Origin of the sequence: Blautia sp. 210820-DFI.6.14, assembly GCF_020558815.1 — a bacterium.
Lineage (GTDB): Bacteria > Bacillota > Clostridia > Lachnospirales > Lachnospiraceae > Blautia_A > Blautia_A obeum.
Genome location: NZ_JAJCKS010000017.1, coordinates 16940 through 34457, shown reverse-complemented (window position 1 = coordinate 34457; position 17518 = coordinate 16940). Strand labels below are relative to the sequence as shown.

Here is a 17518-nt window from a genome sequence, read left to right as displayed (position 1 = left end):
CCTCTTTCCCACTATCTCACCACAACGATCAGACGTACCTGACCGGTTACACTTTCTTTCCCACTGTCGTCCGTAATCTGATACAGGATTTCATATGTACCAGGAGTATTAAAATCTGCCTGATTCGTGATCTGCACCTCATCTGCAGTAATAGCAGTACGTTCCTGCTTTTCCGCCGGATTCGGATCACGGAGAACACCATCTTCTCCCCGTACAAATTTAATCCCTCCCATAGTGATTTGCTGAACATAGGACCACGGATCAACTGCATTTCCAACTGACGTATATACCAGATACTCTGATAATTCAAACTGCGGTTTCTGGGCCTCCTTTGACGGATCATAAATCTCAACAGTAACCGGTAATTTCTGTACATCTCCGGCACTGTTTGCAACCTGATATACCATTGGATATTCCCCTGCCACATCAGCCTGGACATAATATTCACTGGACATTTTAATCTTTCCGGTGATATCTCCATCCAGCACATCCGAACAGGTAAGCGTTCCCATGATATCCTGTGTATTCACCGCAAAACGCAGAGGTTCTGTCAAAGAAAATGTTGGTGAAACATAATCTGTATATGTAATTTTTCTTGCCGCCTTTGTCGCATGATTATCTGAATCAAATGCAACCACCGTCATATTACGCGTATGGTTTTCCATAAAATTACTGACAGATTCCACGATCAGACTTCCCGTCACATCACCGTCTTTGGAATCCGTTGCCTTAATTCCTTTCAAAAGTTCTCCATCTTCTGCCTGGCAGGATACCTGAATAGAGTCTGTATCCATTGTGATCGCCGGTGCCTGATTGTCTTTAGAATTGATCTGTTCATATTTGAAATACCCAAAAGACGCAGCTGCGATCACAAACACCACCATGCTAAATATCCTTAACTTTTTCATGTAATTCTCCTCTTGATCTTTACCTGTCAGACAGGTCTGAAATATTTTCTCCTCCTGTCCGGTCTCCGGCCGTGCAGAGGAATCTGTATGTTTTTTATGATCCGTTCCGGATTTTCTTCTGTCAGGTGCCATGCATATTCATAGCCACCTATATGAACAAGGGCTGTTTTTGTCTCGCTCATATGTGGTGTACGGATATAAGAATGATGTGCATCACTGGCAATGCATGATATCAGGTCATTTTTCAGAAGGATATGTGCAGTCTCCATAACACTTCTCCCAAATCTTCCCAGAATGCTGCCCTTATTCATCTGCGTAACGCATCCATTCTGCACCCATTCATATATAAGCTCCGGATAATCCTGTATACAAAAATAGCGTTCCGGGTGTGCGATCAATGGTATCTTCCCCGTATCAAAGATATCCTCCAGACATTCCCGGATCCACCAGGGATCTGCGTCAAACGGAAACTCAACCAGATAATAATCCGTCCCATTGATTCCACTCAGCTGCTTATTTTTTATCTTCTGTGCAATATCCTCTGAGGCAAAAATTTCCATGCCCTCAAGAATATGCAGTGGGATTTTTTCTTTTTCCAATGCAGTACGAAGCTGTCTGTATTTTTCTAACAGCTGCTCTGACTGAAAATTTTCAAATCGCCCCATCTGATTGCTGTGCGGTGTCGCTGCCATGATCTCTACGCCACTTTCCACCGACAGCTCTGCCATTTCAAGTGATTCTTCCATATCTTCTGAACCATCATCCAGATCTGGCAAAATATGTGCATGTATATCGATCATTTTTGTCCCCTTTTTACAGCACAACTTTATACAGAATATAATTCTACCCTTTTCTCCTTCCCACTCCTACATACTAAAGTATGTGTTTTTTCCTTCTTTTTTCTAAAAATACAAATCTCTCTTCACAAAAAAAGATCCACAGATAAATCTTTTCAGATTTACCCGCAGGTCTTCTGTTCGTTAATGTAGAAATAAAAGACTTCCATAAATGAGCAGCCCCGCTGCTGTCAGTACTCCTACCGCAATGCCAAGCGACAGTAACAGAAAGTATCGGTCTCTGGAACTCCTATGTTTCTTTTTTCTTGTCTTTAAAGTATTCTCTACCGGAGCAGTATCTTTCCACGGACTGGCATGTTTTGTATTCGTTTTATGATATGTTGTATCCCTGTGTACATCTCTTTTTTCATATGCTGCACTGATCTGTTCAGATGAAGCCTTTTCTCCCAGTGTGCCAAGAAGTTCCTGATTTAACTGATCTGTATAACCTTCCTTTTTTGTTTTCTCATTCATAACTTTCTGTCCCGCCTTCCTATTTCAGTTTCTTTAAATGCCTCTCTCTGATTTCATAAATATGATCACTGACAGAAAGAACACTTGGGCGATGTGTCGTAACAACACAGGTCCTGCCTTTCTCCTTCTTCATAATGTTTTTTAATACCCGTTCTTCCGTATCTATATCCAGTGCCGAAGTCGCTTCATCCAAAATCAGAACCGGCGCATTTTTCAGGAGTGCCCTCGCTATGGCCAGTCTCTGTGCCTGCCCTTCCGAAAGTCCACTTCCCTTCTCACCTACCACTGTTTCCATGCCCTTCGGAAGTTTTTTTACAAAATCATAGGCGCAGGCCATTTCCAGAACTTCTCTGATTTCTTCATCTGTGGCATCTTCTTTTACCATCCTCATATTCTCAGCAATACTTCCTGCAAAGATGGTATTGCCCTGCGGCACATAGCTGAAAAATTCTCGTGTTCCGGCAGAAAGTCTGCATTTTATTCCCTCTGCATTCTTAAGTTCAGCCCTTCCTTCCATTGGATGCAGAAGTCCAAGTAATACGCGAATCAATGTTGTCTTTCCTTCGCCTGACGGACCAACGACTGCAGTGATCTCACCTGCATTCGCAATAAAATCCCCCCTGTGAATCACATTCTCTCCGTCTTTATAATGAATATTGACTTCTTTTAACTCAATCGTGATCCCTTTATACTCTTTTTCCAGAATTCGATCTACCTTCTCCATATCCAGAGCATTTTCTTTTTCCAGTTCCGAAACCGACATCAGGCGTCCCGCACAAGTAGCAGCGTTGATGGCAGCCGGTATGATCTGAATCAGTGAGGAAAACGAGGAAGACAGTGAATTTGCCATCTGGAAAAACATCAGCAGGGTTCCGGTGGTGATGTACCCACTCCAGAGTCTGTACACGCTCCATCCAAAGCAGATATACGAAACACCGGTTCCTATTGCTGACATAAAGGAAGACGTATACACGGTAAATTTATTATAATCCAACATTTTTTCTTTGTATCTGTTCTGAAGGCTCTGTAGCTTCTTTTCAAATACTCCTGTCAGATCAAGGGCTTTTACTGTCTGGATATTCTGAAAAGTATCATCCTGAAAGGACATCAGACTGCTGGTCATCTCGCGCATTTCATTATTATAGGTCCGCATCTTCCCCATGAATTTTCTGGAAAAAATCACCGTAACCGGAGCACTGAGAAGTGCAATTCCTGCCATGACCGGATCATAATAAAAAATAATCGCAAATGCACCAATAAACTGCACCAGCTTTGTAATACTGTTCGGAATCCAGCTGATCACGCTGGAAGCCACCTGTACAGCATCATTTGAAAGGCGGTTCAAAAGATCTCCGCTTCGAAAATCTTTGAGTTCTTTCCATTCTGTATGTATGATCTTTTCAAAAATATCTGCCTGTATCTCATTCTGTATCATCACATTGATTCTGGCTGAAATACGGCTGATGACTGCATTCGAGATAATTCCAGCTGCTGTCATGCATATGATCAGCACAGCGAACAGAAGGATTTTATCTTTCCTGACTCCGGTGACTGCATCGATCAGATACTTGGACACAACACTGCTTCCAAGTCCCATAACGGTACCGAAGACTCCTGCCAAGATATAAAAACATATAGAAAACCAATAACGTTTTACATACTGATACATCCACACCATTTCTTTGTATATTTCTTTCAGATATCCTTCTCTGATTCTGACAATGATTTTCTTTATCCACCGCTTCAAAATAGTACTCCACTTATCTTTACTGATTTCTCATCACTCTACAATTCACTACCCGCAACTTGGTCAAATTATAGCACTGCACTTTATGATTCTCAAGCAATTCAACGCTTAAAAAGTGAATATGTTTTTATTATCAGGGGACGAAATGGTATCACATAACGCCAGATATTCTCAAAAAATCTCCATGTAAATGTGTGTTCATCCAAATATTTCCCTTTCCGCAAAACCCCGGTAATTACGCCAAAAATCCGAGTTTCTTTAATAGGTCCTTCTATGTTTTTCTGTCCATCTCCAATAAAATAGAACTGGTTTTCACCAGTTCTGTCATCTTTTCGCATAAAGTGAATTCTGTGCATAATATACTGTCCGTTTTCTCTCTGAAAAAAAGCAATATCTCCTTTTTTCAGAGGACGTTCAATCCTTTTTATCAGCACCTGATCCCTCCTGTCAATAAGAAACGGCATCATACTGTTTCCTGTGACAACAAGGGGAACTTCTTTTCCCTCCTCAAGAATTGAGCGGACAACCTTCATGTATTCCTGGTTGTCTACAATACGGACAGGAATTTCGTGATCCATAGAACTCTCCTTTATCTTTTCCTATATTCTGTTTTCATCATTTATATTGCAAATAACTTACAAAATACCCTGTGCTTTCATCTCACCGGAAACCTTAACGTATTCTCTGCTGTTTTCGAGATTACCAAGTTTCTCTTCCCAGGTAAGATTTCTCTTTATTTTCGCCGGACTTCCCAACACAAGTGAACCATCCGGAATCACAGTATTCTTTGTTACCAGACTTCCGGCTCCAATGATACAGTCGTTTCCGATCTGTGCACCATCCAGAATTACCGCGCCCATTCCAATCAGCGTCCGGTCTCCGATCGTACAGCTGTGAATCACTGCATTATGCCCTATTGTAACATTGTTTCCAATAGAAACCGGCTTATTATGACTTACATGAACCGTGCAGTTTTCCTGAATATTGGTCTCCTCACCAATTACAATTGGTGCTTCATCGCCACGAATGACTGTATAATATAATACGCAGCTGTCTCGTCCGATCGTCACATCACCAATAATTACAGACTGTTTCGCTATTCGTGCGTCTTCTGATATTTTTACATTTTTGTAGTTCACCATATTTTTATACTCATTTCTAATTGTACTGCATATATTATGAATGAAAAACCTCAAAATTACAAGATATATTCCTTTTCCATACAAAAAATCCCCCAAAACCCTCGCACCTCGATGAGGTGCCCTGGATTTCAGGGGATTGAAATGTTCTGATTTAAATCAGATCAGAAATTATTTACCAGCTACCTGAGCTGCAACTTCTGCTGCGAAGTCATCCTGACGTTTTTCGATACCTTCGCCAGTTTCGAAACGAACGAAACCTTTGATTGCAATCTTAGCGCCGTTTGCTTTAGCAACTTCTTCTACATATTTAGCAACAGTCTGTTTTCCATCTTCTGCTTTAACGTAAACCTGATCAAGAAGGCAGATCTCTTTGAGTTCTTTCTTGATACGTCCAGTGATCATACCCTGGATAACCTTCTCCGGTTTCTGGGATTCTTTCGGATCGTTCTGGATCTGAGCAAGAAGGATTTCTTTTTCATGCTCGATATATTCAGCACTTACTTCGCTGTCGCTTGTGTACTGCGGTTTCAGAGCTGCAATCTGCATTGCTACGTTTCTAGCCATTTCTTTCACTGCATCGTTAACAACATCTGTTTCAACGTCTACAAGAACGCCGATTTTTCCACCCATATGTGTGTAAGAAGCAACGAATCCGTTTTCTTCTTTCACCTGAGCAAATCTTCTGATGTGCATGTTCTCACCGATAACTGCGATCTGAGCTGCAAGAGCTTCGTTTACAGTCTTGGTTGTATCAAGTGCCCATGGCTCTGCAAGGAAAGCGTCGATGTCAGCTGCGGAAGTTGTAAGTGCCTGTGCTGCAACATCTGCAACATAGCTCTGGAATTTTTCATTCTTAGCAACGAAGTCTGTCTCAGAGTTAACTTCTACAACAACTGCGTTCTTCTCATCATCAGCAACAAGAGTCTTGCAAAGACCTTCTGCTGCAACACGGCTTGCTTTTTTCTGAGCTGTAGCAAGACCTTTTTCACGCAGGAATTCTACTGCTTTGTCCATATCGCCATCTGTAGCTGTAAGAGCTTTCTTACAATCCATCATTCCGGCACCGGTCATTTCTCTTAATTCTTTTACCTGAGCTGCTGTAATAGCCATTGTATTTTCCTCCTGGAATTATTAAATTAATTATTCCTCTGTAGCTTCTTCAACTTCTGCTTCTTCAGCTTCTGTTGTTCCCTGATTTGCTTCGATAACAGCGTCTGCCATTTTTGAAACGATCAGTTTTACGGCACGGATAGCATCATCGTTACCCGGGATTACATAATCCAGTTCTTCCGGATCACAGTTAGTATCGCAAATACCGATAAGCGGAATACCTAATGTATGAGCTTCCTGAACACAGATTCTTTCTTTCTTAGGATCAACGATGAAGATTGCGTCTGGGAGACGTTTCATCTCTTTGATACCGCCAAGGTTTTTCTGCAGTTTAGCAAGTTCTTTTCTTAATTCAATAACTTCTTTCTTTGGAAGTACTTCGAAAGTTCCGTCAGCTTCCATAGCTTCGATCTGTTTCAGTCTTGCAATACGGCTCTGGATTGTCTTGAAGTTTGTAAGCATACCACCAAGCCATCTTTCGTTTACATAGAACTGTCCGCAACGCTCTGCTTCTGCTTTGATAGCATCCTGAGCCTGTTTCTTAGTACCAACGAAAAGAATGTTTCCGCCGTTAGCTACGATATCAGCTACTGCATTGTATGCATCGTCAACCATGCCTACAGACTGCTGAAGGTCGATGATATAGATTCCGTTTCTTTCTGTGTAGATGTATGGAGCCATTTTAGGGTTCCATCTTCTTGTCTGATGTCCGAAATGAACACCTGCTTCCAAAAGCTGTTTCATTGAAATAACGCTCATGATTTGTTCTCCTTTTTGGTTAAATTCTTCCGTACAGATCATTTTCTATCCGGACCCAACCTCACACCGTAAGGGCACCATCCATCGGAATCTCTGTACGTGATTTTTATTTGTGCGGTTTTGCGCACATTGCAACTTCTAGAGTATAGCATAAGAAAACCCTCTGTGTAAAGAGGGTTTTGAGTTATTTTTGAGTTTTACGATGAAAGTTTCTCCGTGCGGTTCAGAAATACCACTGTGTTTTCTATTCAGTGCATGCGCTTATTTGCCGTCAGTCGCGCAAACTCGGCTTCGCCTCAGACAGTGCGCTTGATGACGGCAGCTTGCCTGCACTTCATGACGAAAGCCTCGTGAGTATTTCTATACCTGCACGGAGATGTTTTTCATCTGTAATTTCCTCAAAAGATATTTTATTTGTTGTATCGGTATCATGTTTTCAACTTTCTTAGTTCCTCATCTGTCAGGGATCGGCATTCTCCTTTTTTAAGGTCGTCGGGGAGGATGAGGGGACCCATGGAGATTCTCTTAAGGTAAATGACGGGGGTTCCGACCGCTTCCATCATGCGTTTCACCTGATGGAATTTTCCTTCGTGGATCGTCAGATGCAGTTCTGTATAGACTTCCGGGAGATTTTCTCTGCGGACGCGCCCTGGTTCTGGTTCACCTGCACCTTCCCAGCTTCCGCCAACAATTTCTACCTTAGCCGGCATCGTCAGTTTTTTTTCGCCGATATCCACACCATTTTCCAGTTTCTCGATCTTTTCCACTGTAAGCTTTCCTTCCACGCGGACAAAATAGGTTTTGTCCACATGTTTCCCCGGGGCAAGAAGTTCATGTGCCAGCATACCGTCATCTGTAATAAGAAGTAATCCTTCTGTATCTTTGTCAAGTCTTCCTACCGGAAAAATTCCTTTGCGATCGGAAGGTACATATTCCATGACTGTTCTGTCATTGCGGTCTTCTGTTGCACTGACGCAGCCGGCTGGTTTATTCAGAAGATAATAAACAAATTCCGGTGCCACACCGACTGTTTCACCTGAAAGTATAACGGTATCCTTCTCCGGATCAACCTTCAGTTCCGGTTTCTTCGCCGGAGCTCCGTTGACCTGAACCTGCCCTTTCTGTATGAATTTTTTCACTTCACTTCTGGTTCCTTTTCCTGCGTCAGCAAGAAATTTGTCCAGCCTTACTGCCTTTGCCATATCTACTCCTTATTCTGTCTCAGATGAACCTGAATCGCCGCTGCTTTCCAGATAGATTGAAGTTGGTTCATCTGCTCCACCTATGATCTCCTGTGATACCATATCTTCGCTGTCATCCGTATACACCGTTTCTTCTTTTGTTACCGGTGCATCCATCTGCATACTACTCTGTATGATTCCCATCTCTGTAATTTTTTCTTTTACGAAATCAGGCAGCTTTTCTGTCTTCAATCCGTATGCATTCACAGCCTCGCCTTTATCCGTATACACAGATACATAAATATTCTGATAGATCTCGGAATCTTTGTCAACGTATCCATTATATCTTACAGTCAATGCTTCTTTCAGAGCTTTTATTTCTTCCAGCATCTCATAAGTCACATCTTCCTGCTGACCATCCTCATCGTTAAAATAGTTCAGCATGATCTTTTCAATATCCAGATCTTCTACCGTCAGAGGATAACCTGTTTCCTTAAGAATTGCAAGCGTATTTTTAAATGAAGGATAAATACCGACTATCCAGTTCGCATACTGTACATTTGCATTGGTATTACCTGGTATCATATTATTCACATCCTGTTTGCCAGGAAACTGATAAGCAAAATCCATTTTTACCTCAGGTGCCTGCATGAAATCTTCTGCTGTTGCAGCGTCGACATCCTTCTTCATTGCTTCAAGGAGCTGTTTCATTTTATCAGAATCATTCTGGAAGATACTGTATCCATTTCCGCTTGCATCATTCAATCCAATATTTTTCAGATATTTCTGATCAAGATTAAGAAAACCAAATTTCTGTTCTTTCAGATTTTCTTCCTCATATAATCCTTTTACAAGAGCACTTAAGTTCTCCGTCCCTATCCAGTATTTTCGGTAGATCTCTTTTCCTGATTTAAGTGTATATTTTATAATTGAATAATATGTATAATCGCCATCAATCACCTCACCTTTGGGATTGCTGGAAACGATATCCTGAAGAGCCTTATAAGTCTGATCACCTATACCATTTTTACCGACAAATGCCATAGCCGGTTCTGCCCAGTTATTTGCATCTGTTATTTCATATTCTCCATCTTTGGTCTTTTGGACATTCTCATAGTAATCCTGGTCAAAAGACATCATGTTGAGATTCATGGATGCAATATCTTCCTGTTTTGGAATATAGCTGTCAAAATGCAGCAGGTCTTTCTGGAAAATAAGTGCGCAAACTGCTACAAGTGCCCCTGCAATTACCAGCTGTAACTTTTTCGTAAAAAATCCCTGGAAACTCATCTGATATATCGTTTCTGATAAACCATGTATTATGACTGTTCCAAGTATCATTCCGAAAATCCACCAAAGGATTCTGACTTTTCCGGTAGTAAGAGAATAGAATATCCAGCCGACTGCAAGGCCGCCCGGAACCACGACCATAAATCTCACTACGATTGAAATCCACGAATAAACCATAGATTTTCCAGCTGATTCTGATGGCCGTTTCTTATATGCTGTCCATGCCAGGACTCCAAATATAACACCAAGAATAATGACTGCTGCAAGTAATTTTCCTGTCTTTCCTTCCGCATAATCACTGACCATATTGAGAATCAGCGTTCCCGGAGATGCCATATGTAAAAGCGCATTAAAGCGACCATACTGGTATTCCGCCGAGAAGAAGGTCTGCCAAAATGACTGTCCATAGGCTACAAGAATCAGATTCAACACAATACCATACAAGTACATTCCACCCAGACAAAGAATACCCATCAGCATATTTCCCGTCACACTGATTATAAGCACAATGCTAAAATAGATCACCAGGTAGATGATAAGATGCAGGAAAAGCATCCTGACTGCCATCCCCATAATATTCAAGCTGAAAAATCCTCGCGCTGCTCCAATGCAGATCATCAGAAATTCTGTAACGATATATGGTATCAGATAATATACCAATCCTGAAAATATTCTTTCCAGAAACATTTCTGATCTTTTCATCGGAAGTCCATGATAATAGTCTGTTTTTTTGCCAGAATACAGGTAAATAAATCCATTCACACTGTTTATGAAAGCTGCTATTGATGCAATGATCAGGCCTGACAGTACAAAGCCATCCTTCCACAAATTGTTATACAAAATCTGACTTTGCAAAGCTGAATATTTCAGATCACTCCAGGAACTCAGCTTCACCATACCAGTCACCGGAAATGCCAGAAGAAATCCGAGTGCTATAAATGCCGGCATCCATATCTGACCTTTAGAAATCGTCTTTATATATTTAGAAGAAAATATTCTGGATCTCATAACCAGCCACCTCCGTTTCACTGATAAATATTTCTTCCAGAGTCAGTGGAAGCACTTCACTGAACAATGGATTCTTCTCCTGTATCTTTGCCATAATTTCTGACCGCGTACCTCTTGCTGTAAACAATACAAGTGATCCCTGATGATCAACCTTTAATATGTCCAGTTCTTTTTTCAATTCCTCTTCCTGTTTCCTGTCTGTCAAAACACACTGTACTTTATGAATATGGAATTTCATATCTTCCAGGTCTTTACTCAAAAGCATGCCTCCTTTATGCAAAAGTCCCACATGATCACAAATGTCTTCCAGTTCTCTCAAATTGTGTGAAGCAAGAACCGGAGTAAAATCTCTGCTCATGATTTCTGCTGCAAGCAAACTCTTAACCCCCTGACGTACTACCGGATCCAATCCGTCAAATGTTTCATCACAGAGAAGATATTTTGTCCCTGCACTGATTCCAAGAAGTACCATCAACTGTTTTTTCATACCCTTAGAAAAGCTGCCGACTTTTCTTCTTTCATCAAGCTGGAACTGATTCATCAGTTTTGCAAATCTCTGCTTCTCAAATTTCGGATAATGCAGCTGGTAGAACGCAGCCATATCCAACGCTGTATAGTTTGTCGGAAAATAGCAATCATCAGATATGTAGAAAACCTGTTCTTTTGCCTTTTCATTATCAAATACTGCCATATCATCAATCTTTATTTCACCCTCATCAGGTTTCAGAATTCCTGCAATCATACGAAGAAGTGTACTCTTCCCTGCACCGTTGCTTCCAACCAGACCAAAGACCTCTCTTTCCCCGATTTCCAGCGAAACCTTACTGACTGCCATAAGCGTCCCAAATGCTTTGCTGCATCCCCTTATCTCTATCATCTCTGTTCCTCCTCATACCCTTTCTGAACCAATGTCATCAGTTCTTCTTCTGTCATACCTGTGTTGATTCCACGTCTGACAAGTTCCAGAAATTCTTTTCGAAAATCTTCTTTGCTTTTTTCCTGAATCTGCCGCGTCTCTGCAACAAAATTCCCTTTGCCTTTTACCGGATAGATCAGTCCCTCCTGCTCCAGTGTCATATAAGCTCTCTGAATCGTATTCGGGTTGATAGATAATTCCATTGCCAGCTGCCGGACAGAAGGAAGTCTGCAACCGGCCGGCAATGCTCCCTGATAGATCAGCGTCCTGAACTTTTCAGTTATCTGTTCATATATCGGACGTCTGTCCTGATAATCTAGTATTATCATTGTCCCTCCTTTCTGCTGTAAATCATTTTTTCGCATGTGTATTTAGTGTATTAATTGTTTTAATACACTTATGATATCATATATTCCCCTTAAGCGCAATCTCTTTCTAATTATAAAATCTTTCTAAACCCCGAAATCTAATTACCATTATTTCTTTATATAAAAAAGCTCCCAGATTTTATTTCATCTGAAAGCTTTTCATTTGTATCATAATTTTTACTTTTCTCTGCTATATAACTCGTTTTGATCTTCCCTGTACTCTTTTTGTAAAATAAAAACAGCCCAAAATCATTACCATCAGTAAGATCAGGAATAATATCATGATTGCAGCCGGATTCCTGGCAATGATCCATGTATACAAATCCGGCGATATCAGTGACCAGATATTAGCCCCCATATGCAATAGCACACTGCTCCACAGACATCCACTGATATCCAGAATATATGCAAACACTATTCCAAGAAGGCTCGCATAAACAGCCTGTACCAGATTTCCATGATAGATTCCAAAAATCAGGCCAGAAATTACAGCAGCTGCTCCCATTCGCATATAATCCCGAAGTCTCAGATAGATCAGCCAGCGAAAAACGATTTCCTCTGCAAGCGGTGCTATGATTCCCATAGATAAGATCAGGAACCACATTTGTTTTCCTTCCATCAGCTGGTCCATAGATTCCTGATATTCCTGATAATTCAAAACCGACTGCAGTATTCCCACAAGCATATTGGCAAACTGAGAAAATGCCGCTCCCATTCCAAGCAACAGTAACATTTCCGGAATTTTCAACTGCCATGGTTTTTGCGAAGTTACAAGTCCGCCAATTTTTCTCGCTGCACGGTCTCTACTGTAAAACCACAGACAGGGAATCATAGCAAGTAATCCAGTCAGCCCTGTAAAAAGAATTGCATTTTGATAATAAGTATCCATTCCCCCGCCAGATTTCATGATCAGCCACAGACCTGCGTAGCCAACGATCTGTGAAATCAAAAAATGAATCCCACAGGGATATGCTACTCTCCAGATCTGTCTGACATGGCTTTGTCTGCGTCGGGGGCTCAGGCGAAAAAATCCAGTATCTCTTCAGCTGATGCCACAATCTGCAATGGCTGGGAGGCCGCAAGTTCTTCTTCTGTCCCATAACCATAAGAAACAGCCACACAATCAAGTCCTGCCTTTCTGGCGCCAAGAACATCGTGCTCCTTATCCCCTACCATGATCACCTGCTCACGGTGATGATCCAATCCAAGGCGTTTCAAGGTTTCTTCAATCACCTCTGTCTTATTTGTTCTGGCTCCATTCATTTCACTTCCCACAATTTCGTCAAAATATTCCGTCAAATTAAAATAATCTAAAATCTGTTTCACATAATATTCCGGTTTGGAAGATGCAACTGCCAGAAGGTATTTCTTTCTCCTTAATTCCTGAAGCATCTTTTCCACCCCCGGGTATGGACGATTCTCAAATATTCCAGTCGTAGAATAACGCTCTCTGTAATATTCCACTGCTTTGCGCGCAGTTGCTTCATCCATATCTGCATACTTCATAAACTGCTCCATCAGCGGTGGTCCGATAAACACTTTCAGTTTTTCAAGATCCGACTCTGGTCTGCCAAGCTTTTCAAGCGCATACTGCACGCATTTTGTGATTCCCTCACCTGACTCTGTCAGCGTTCCATCCAGATCAAATAAGATTGCTTTATACATAATTCCTCCGATTTTTTACAGATAATTTTTCTTTTGTATCAAAAAATTCGTCTAAAAAACATTATAGGTCAGTATAACATTCTTTTTCTCTCCCGTCCACGTAAAATCTGCCGGTATCATAGCTGCAATCTCCAGCAGATTTATCTCATTGACAAGGTCATGTACTCTGACTAATTCTCCCTCTGTATCCCAGTCTTTTTCCTGTCCGTTTACACGTACACTTACAATTTCTACCACTGTATTCTTCTTGATTCGAATTTCTGCATATTCTCCCTTTCCCAATTCCTGTCTCAAACATAAGAGTTTCATTTTTCGCAGACATTCTGCAGGCGGCAGACGGTACTCTTCCTTGTACTCTGTTACTGTTTCCACCTCTTCTTTCGGGACTTCTGTAAATACCGGTATTGAAGTTGCTGTTGGCGCAGGAACCGGAGTTGGAGTCACGGTTGGTATCCATGTCGGACTCGTTTCTGCGGGAATCGATACTACCGTACTCTCAGACTCGAGGATTCTGTCTTCATCCATGATCGAACTACTTACATTTTCGTTCTCTCCTCTATACCTTTCCGCATATTCTGTTACAGAAGAACGGTTTTTTTCAGTTGTTGTGGAACTTTCCCGTGCATTCCAATTCTGTACAGGCACTTGTTCATACTCCTCATTATATGAGGATACCGTTCCTGAAGTATTTTGTTCTGATTCCTGTCCGTCATTTCGTGCTTCATCTACATAAGTATTACTGTCATTCTGTTCTGGTGTATTGCATACCGGCTCATCCTCCCATTCTTCTCCGGTTCCTTCATATTCACCGGTCCCTGTTGAAACCTCAAACCCACCAAACTCAGCTGCATATGCAGCTGAACAACTTCCATACACTGCCATTATCAGTAAACTAAAAAGCACCTTCCAAAAAAGATTGTTTCGTCCTTCCAAGAATAATTCCTGCCTCCTTCTTCCATTCCTGCCATTCTTCAGCAAATGCATCTGCTATCTGCATTCTTTTTTCTTCTGCCCTGTTTTTCCACTGTCTATATACTGCTCTGCTTTCCTGATACCTGCCCTGTCTGCACAAAAATAATCCATATTCCAGATAGCCCTTACTATACTCCGGCTCATATGTTAACAGTTGCCGATAGTAGATTTCTGCATGATCTGCTTTGTCTGCCAGCTGCCCGTTCCACGCAAGCAGTTCCAGAATTCGAATCTGATCCTGTGTCTTCTGATAAACTTTTTGCAAATTCTGCAGCTCTTTTTCTATGTGAACATGTATTTTCTCTTTCCATATTGCAGAACCAGTCTGATATTCCATGGTAAAATACTGCGCGGTCACCGGTGTCAGCATCTGCGACAGCTCTGGCAGTTTTTCTCTGTCTAATCCTGAACCCAGAACAGCCACAAACACCACCAAAGCTACCGCCAGCGGGAAAAGTACAGCTTTCAGCCGCAAATTCAGCGGATGAATTTTACATAATTCATTTCTTGCCTCCGCGGTACCCTGCCAGCGCTTCTCCGGCTCTGTACGGCAACATCTGAAAATAAATTTCCCCAAAGCAGGACATTTCAAAAAATACCGGAATTTCTTTTTGCCACAAAGCACTTCCATTGTTTTTCCAAGTGCATAAAAATCGCTGGCTGCACTTATCTTTCCTTGCAGCTGTTCAGGGGCAGCATATCCTCTTGTTCCCTTTGTTTCTTTATAAGAAGCACTATATGAAAAAACCGCACTTCCAAAATCTATCAGATAAGGGCGTTTCTGATCTGTCATCATTATATTTGCCGGCTTCAGATCCCCATAAAAAACTGCCGGTTTCCTGGAATGAAAATATTCCAGTACCTGCAAGGTCACATCACCTATGCACAGTATCTCCTCTATGGAAAAAACATATCCTTCCTGCATATACTCTTCCAGAGATCTGCCATGTATATATTCCATGATGATGTAACAAAAGTTACCCCTCTCTGTGTAATCAATCATCTTTGGCAGATAGGGATGTTCAAGAAGTCTGAGCAGTCCGGCCTCTCTTCTGCTGCTGGCAGGCAGCTCTTTTACCGCACGAAAAATGCCAAGTTCCAGATCACGTGCCAGATACATGGAACCTTCACCGCCTCTGCCAATCTGTTCAACGATGCAGTAGCGTCCTTTCAGTATGATTCCTGTTAGATCGATATCGATCGCTCCTTTCGCTGATTTTTATAAATATCTGTATGGAAAAATGTTGGGAATTCCAACTTATAGAATTTTGAGATGAAATAAGTATATCATAAAAAGGAATGGAAAATAATAAATTTTTTCTAAAAAAATCTCACCTTCCAGATGGGAGGTGAGACTTTAATTCAATTACATACGATCCGGTGCTGAGAACCCAAGAAGGTCGATGCTTGTTTCAAGTATATCTTTTGTAAGACCGAGAAGTTTCAGGAAGGATTCTTTCTGTGCCTGGTTTTCTTCGCTGAGAATCTTAGTCTCATGGTAAAAACTGTTGAATGCATTGGATACTTCATAAATGTATGCACAGATCTTATGCGGTGCTTTTTCTTCGAAAGCATTCTCAATGGTACTTCCGAATTTTGTCAGCTCCAGCATAAGGTTCTTCTGGCTTGCATTGACAGCCGGAAGGATTTCTCCTGCTTCAAGGTTTCCACCTTCTTCTTTATAACGATTGAGAATGGATTTGATACGAACGATCGTATACAGGATATACGGACCTGTATTTCCTTCGAAGGAAGTGAAACGATCAATATCAAACACATAATCTTTGGTTGCCTGATTGGACAGGTCACCATATTTGATTGCAGAAAGTCCTACAATCTCCGCTGTTTCTTTTGCATCCTGATCTTTGACACTTCTGTTCTCGACAATCTTATGGAACATCTCTTCGTCAATATCTGCGATGAGATTTTCCAGACGCATAACACCGCCCTCTCTTGTTTTGAACGGTTTTCCGTCTTTTCCATTCATGGTACCAAATCCAAGGAAAGAAAGTTTCGTCTCCGGTTTTACAAGTCCGGTCTTTCTTGCACAGCGGAATACCTGAATGAAATGAAGTTCCTGACGCTTGTCTACTACATAAAGAATTTCATCCGGATCAAAGAGTTTGACACGCTCTACGATCGTTGCAAGATCTGTTGTGGTATACAGAGAAGCTCCGTCTGATTTCAACAACATACATGGCGGAATTTCTTTGGTATCAGATTCTTCTTTGACATCTACTACCAGTGCTCCCTGATCTTCATATGCAAATCCCTGGTCTTTCATTTTCTGAACCATATCCGGAATATACGGCTGTGCATCAGATTCCTTTTTCCACAGATCAAAGGAAACATTCAGGTTTGCATAGTTTCTCTTGAGGTCTGTAACAGAAACCTGCATGATGTGATTCCAGAGAGCCATATATCCAGGTTTACCCTGCTGAAGCTGATGTGTTGCTTCAAGAGCTTCATTACGGTATTCTTCGTCTTCTTTGGATTTACCACTTGCACATGGATAGATTTCCTCCAGTTCGCTGATGGTAAACGGTGCTTCCTTCGGATATTCTCCTTCGTAAGTATCGTCAAAATAAACCAGTTCCGGCTTGCGGTGTTTCAGTTCTGTAATGATCAGCCCCATCTGCAGTCCCCAGTCTCCAAGATGTACATCACCGATCACTTTATGTCCGACAAAACGTCCGATACGTTTGATACTCTCCCCAATGATTGCAGAACGAAGATGACCTACATGAAGTGGTTTTGCAACATTCGGTCCGCCGTAGTCGATAATGATCGTCTTCGGTTTCTCAGCTGTTTTTACAGAATATTTCTCATCTGCTGCCATTTTCTTCAGGTAATCAGCAAGAAATTCTTCTTTAACCTGCAGATTGATAAATCCCGGCTTCACAACTTCTGCCATTGCAAAGATCTGACTGTCTTTCAGATGTTCAACTACATCATCTGCGATCATAAATGGTGCTTTCTTATATGCTTTGGCTCCTGCCATGGCTCCATTGCATTGAAATTCACATAAATCCGGTCTATTGGAAACGGTAACTTTACCGTATTCCGGATTGTATCCGGCTTTTTCAAAAGCAGAAGCAAGTTCTTCTGCCATTAATTCCATAAGTTTTTTCATTTTTCTGAC

17 protein-coding genes are annotated in these 17518 nt (G+C 41.5%); all 17 read right to left on the bottom strand.

What is annotated here, in order from left to right:
- Nucleotides 1–11 precede the first annotated feature (11 nt).
- Nucleotides 12–908: a DUF5011 domain-containing protein gene (locus tag LI112_RS12195; protein ID WP_227190800.1), complete on the bottom strand. Its 897-nt coding sequence runs from the start codon at nt 906–908 to the stop codon at nt 12–14.
- 26 nt (nt 909–934) lie between these two features.
- Complete coding sequence (locus tag LI112_RS12190; protein ID WP_117628232.1) at nt 935–1708, bottom strand: tyrosine-protein phosphatase; 774 nt, start codon at nt 1706–1708, stop codon at nt 935–937.
- Nucleotides 1709–1888: 180 nt separating this feature from the next.
- Entirely contained in the window at nt 1889–2218 is a 330-nt protein-coding gene (locus LI112_RS12185; RefSeq protein ID WP_173908845.1) for a hypothetical protein, read from the bottom strand.
- A gap of 19 nt (nt 2219–2237) precedes the next feature.
- Nucleotides 2238–3965: an ABC transporter ATP-binding protein gene (locus LI112_RS12180; protein WP_227190799.1), complete on the bottom strand. Its 1728-nt coding sequence runs from the start codon at nt 3963–3965 to the stop codon at nt 2238–2240.
- 101 nt (nt 3966–4066) lie between these two features.
- The gene (locus LI112_RS12175) at nt 4067–4543 is read right to left on the bottom strand and encodes a S24/S26 family peptidase (RefSeq protein WP_227190798.1); all 477 of its coding nucleotides are present in this window, start codon (nt 4541–4543) and stop codon (nt 4067–4069) included.
- Nucleotides 4544–4600: 57 nt separating this feature from the next.
- Entirely contained in the window at nt 4601–5104 is a 504-nt protein-coding gene (locus LI112_RS12170; RefSeq protein WP_055056529.1) for a gamma carbonic anhydrase family protein, read from the bottom strand.
- A 171-nt stretch (nt 5105–5275) separates the two neighbouring features.
- Nucleotides 5276–6217 (bottom strand): translation elongation factor Ts, encoded by a 942-nt coding sequence (tsf, locus tag LI112_RS12165; RefSeq protein ID WP_005426440.1) that lies wholly within the window; start codon nt 6215–6217, stop codon nt 5276–5278.
- 30 nt (nt 6218–6247) lie between these two features.
- Nucleotides 6248–6976: a 30S ribosomal protein S2 gene (gene rpsB / locus LI112_RS12160; protein WP_015541316.1), complete on the bottom strand. Its 729-nt coding sequence runs from the start codon at nt 6974–6976 to the stop codon at nt 6248–6250.
- A gap of 428 nt (nt 6977–7404) precedes the next feature.
- On the bottom strand, nt 7405–8178 hold the full coding sequence (locus LI112_RS12155; RefSeq protein ID WP_005426442.1) for a pseudouridine synthase: 774 nt from the start codon (nt 8176–8178) through the stop codon (nt 7405–7407).
- Nucleotides 8179–8187: 9 nt separating this feature from the next.
- Nucleotides 8188–10455 (bottom strand): DUF6449 domain-containing protein, encoded by a 2268-nt coding sequence (locus LI112_RS12150; RefSeq protein WP_227190797.1) that lies wholly within the window; start codon nt 10453–10455, stop codon nt 8188–8190.
- The gene (locus LI112_RS12145; protein WP_005426444.1) at nt 10430–11332 is read right to left on the bottom strand and encodes an ABC transporter ATP-binding protein; all 903 of its coding nucleotides are present in this window, start codon (nt 11330–11332) and stop codon (nt 10430–10432) included. Before LI112_RS12145 ends, LI112_RS12150 begins: the two co-directional genes overlap by 26 nt.
- Nucleotides 11329–11700, bottom strand: a complete 372-nt coding sequence (locus LI112_RS12140; RefSeq protein WP_022388005.1) for a GntR family transcriptional regulator — start codon at nt 11698–11700, stop codon at nt 11329–11331. Before LI112_RS12140 ends, LI112_RS12145 begins: the two co-directional genes overlap by 4 nt.
- Nucleotides 11701–11929: 229 nt before the next feature.
- Entirely contained in the window at nt 11930–12688 is a 759-nt protein-coding gene (locus tag LI112_RS12135) for a CPBP family intramembrane glutamic endopeptidase (RefSeq protein ID WP_022388006.1), read from the bottom strand.
- A gap of 68 nt (nt 12689–12756) precedes the next feature.
- Complete coding sequence (locus LI112_RS12130) at nt 12757–13404, bottom strand: HAD-IA family hydrolase (protein ID WP_118045793.1); 648 nt, start codon at nt 13402–13404, stop codon at nt 12757–12759.
- Between the two features lie 51 nt (nt 13405–13455).
- Nucleotides 13456–14337, bottom strand: coding sequence for a hypothetical protein (locus LI112_RS12125; protein ID WP_129795737.1), 882 nt, complete (start codon nt 14335–14337; stop codon nt 13456–13458).
- Nucleotides 14297–15520, bottom strand: coding sequence for a serine/threonine-protein kinase (locus tag LI112_RS12120; RefSeq protein WP_227190827.1), 1224 nt, complete (start codon nt 15518–15520; stop codon nt 14297–14299). The genes LI112_RS12125 and LI112_RS12120 overlap by 41 nt, the downstream gene beginning before the upstream one ends.
- Nucleotides 15521–15742: 222 nt before the next feature.
- Nucleotides 15743–17509: an arginine--tRNA ligase gene (gene argS / locus LI112_RS12115; protein ID WP_055056517.1), complete on the bottom strand. Its 1767-nt coding sequence runs from the start codon at nt 17507–17509 to the stop codon at nt 15743–15745.
- Nucleotides 17510–17518: the final 9 nt, after the last annotated feature.

Bases quoted from the DNA above. Each gene is read 5' to 3' on its own strand.
- LI112_RS12195 (WP_227190800.1), bottom strand. From the start codon at position 908: ATGAAAAAGTTAAGGATATTTAGCATGGTGGTGTTTGTGATCGCAGCT.
- LI112_RS12190 (WP_117628232.1), bottom strand. From the start codon at position 1,708: ATGATCGATATACATGCACATATTTTGCCAGATCTGGATGATGGTTCA.
- LI112_RS12185 (WP_173908845.1), bottom strand. From the start codon at position 2,218: ATGAATGAGAAAACAAAAAAGGAAGGTTATACAGATCAGTTAAATCAG.
- LI112_RS12175 (WP_227190798.1), bottom strand. From the start codon at position 4,543: ATGGATCACGAAATTCCTGTCCGTATTGTAGACAACCAGGAATACATG.
- tsf (WP_005426440.1), bottom strand. From the start codon at position 6,217: ATGGCTATTACAGCAGCTCAGGTAAAAGAATTAAGAGAAATGACCGGT.
- rpsB (WP_015541316.1), bottom strand. From the start codon at position 6,976: ATGAGCGTTATTTCAATGAAACAGCTTTTGGAAGCAGGTGTTCATTTC.
- LI112_RS12155 (WP_005426442.1), bottom strand. From the start codon at position 8,178: ATGGCAAAGGCAGTAAGGCTGGACAAATTTCTTGCTGACGCAGGAAAA.
- LI112_RS12150 (WP_227190797.1), bottom strand. From the start codon at position 10,455: ATGAGATCCAGAATATTTTCTTCTAAATATATAAAGACGATTTCTAAA.
- LI112_RS12145 (WP_005426444.1), bottom strand. From the start codon at position 11,332: ATGATAGAGATAAGGGGATGCAGCAAAGCATTTGGGACGCTTATGGCA.
- LI112_RS12140 (WP_022388005.1), bottom strand. From the start codon at position 11,700: ATGATAATACTAGATTATCAGGACAGACGTCCGATATATGAACAGATA.
- LI112_RS12130 (WP_118045793.1), bottom strand. From the start codon at position 13,404: ATGTATAAAGCAATCTTATTTGATCTGGATGGAACGCTGACAGAGTCA.
- argS (WP_055056517.1), bottom strand. From the start codon at position 17,509: ATGAAAAAACTTATGGAATTAATGGCAGAAGAACTTGCTTCTGCTTTT.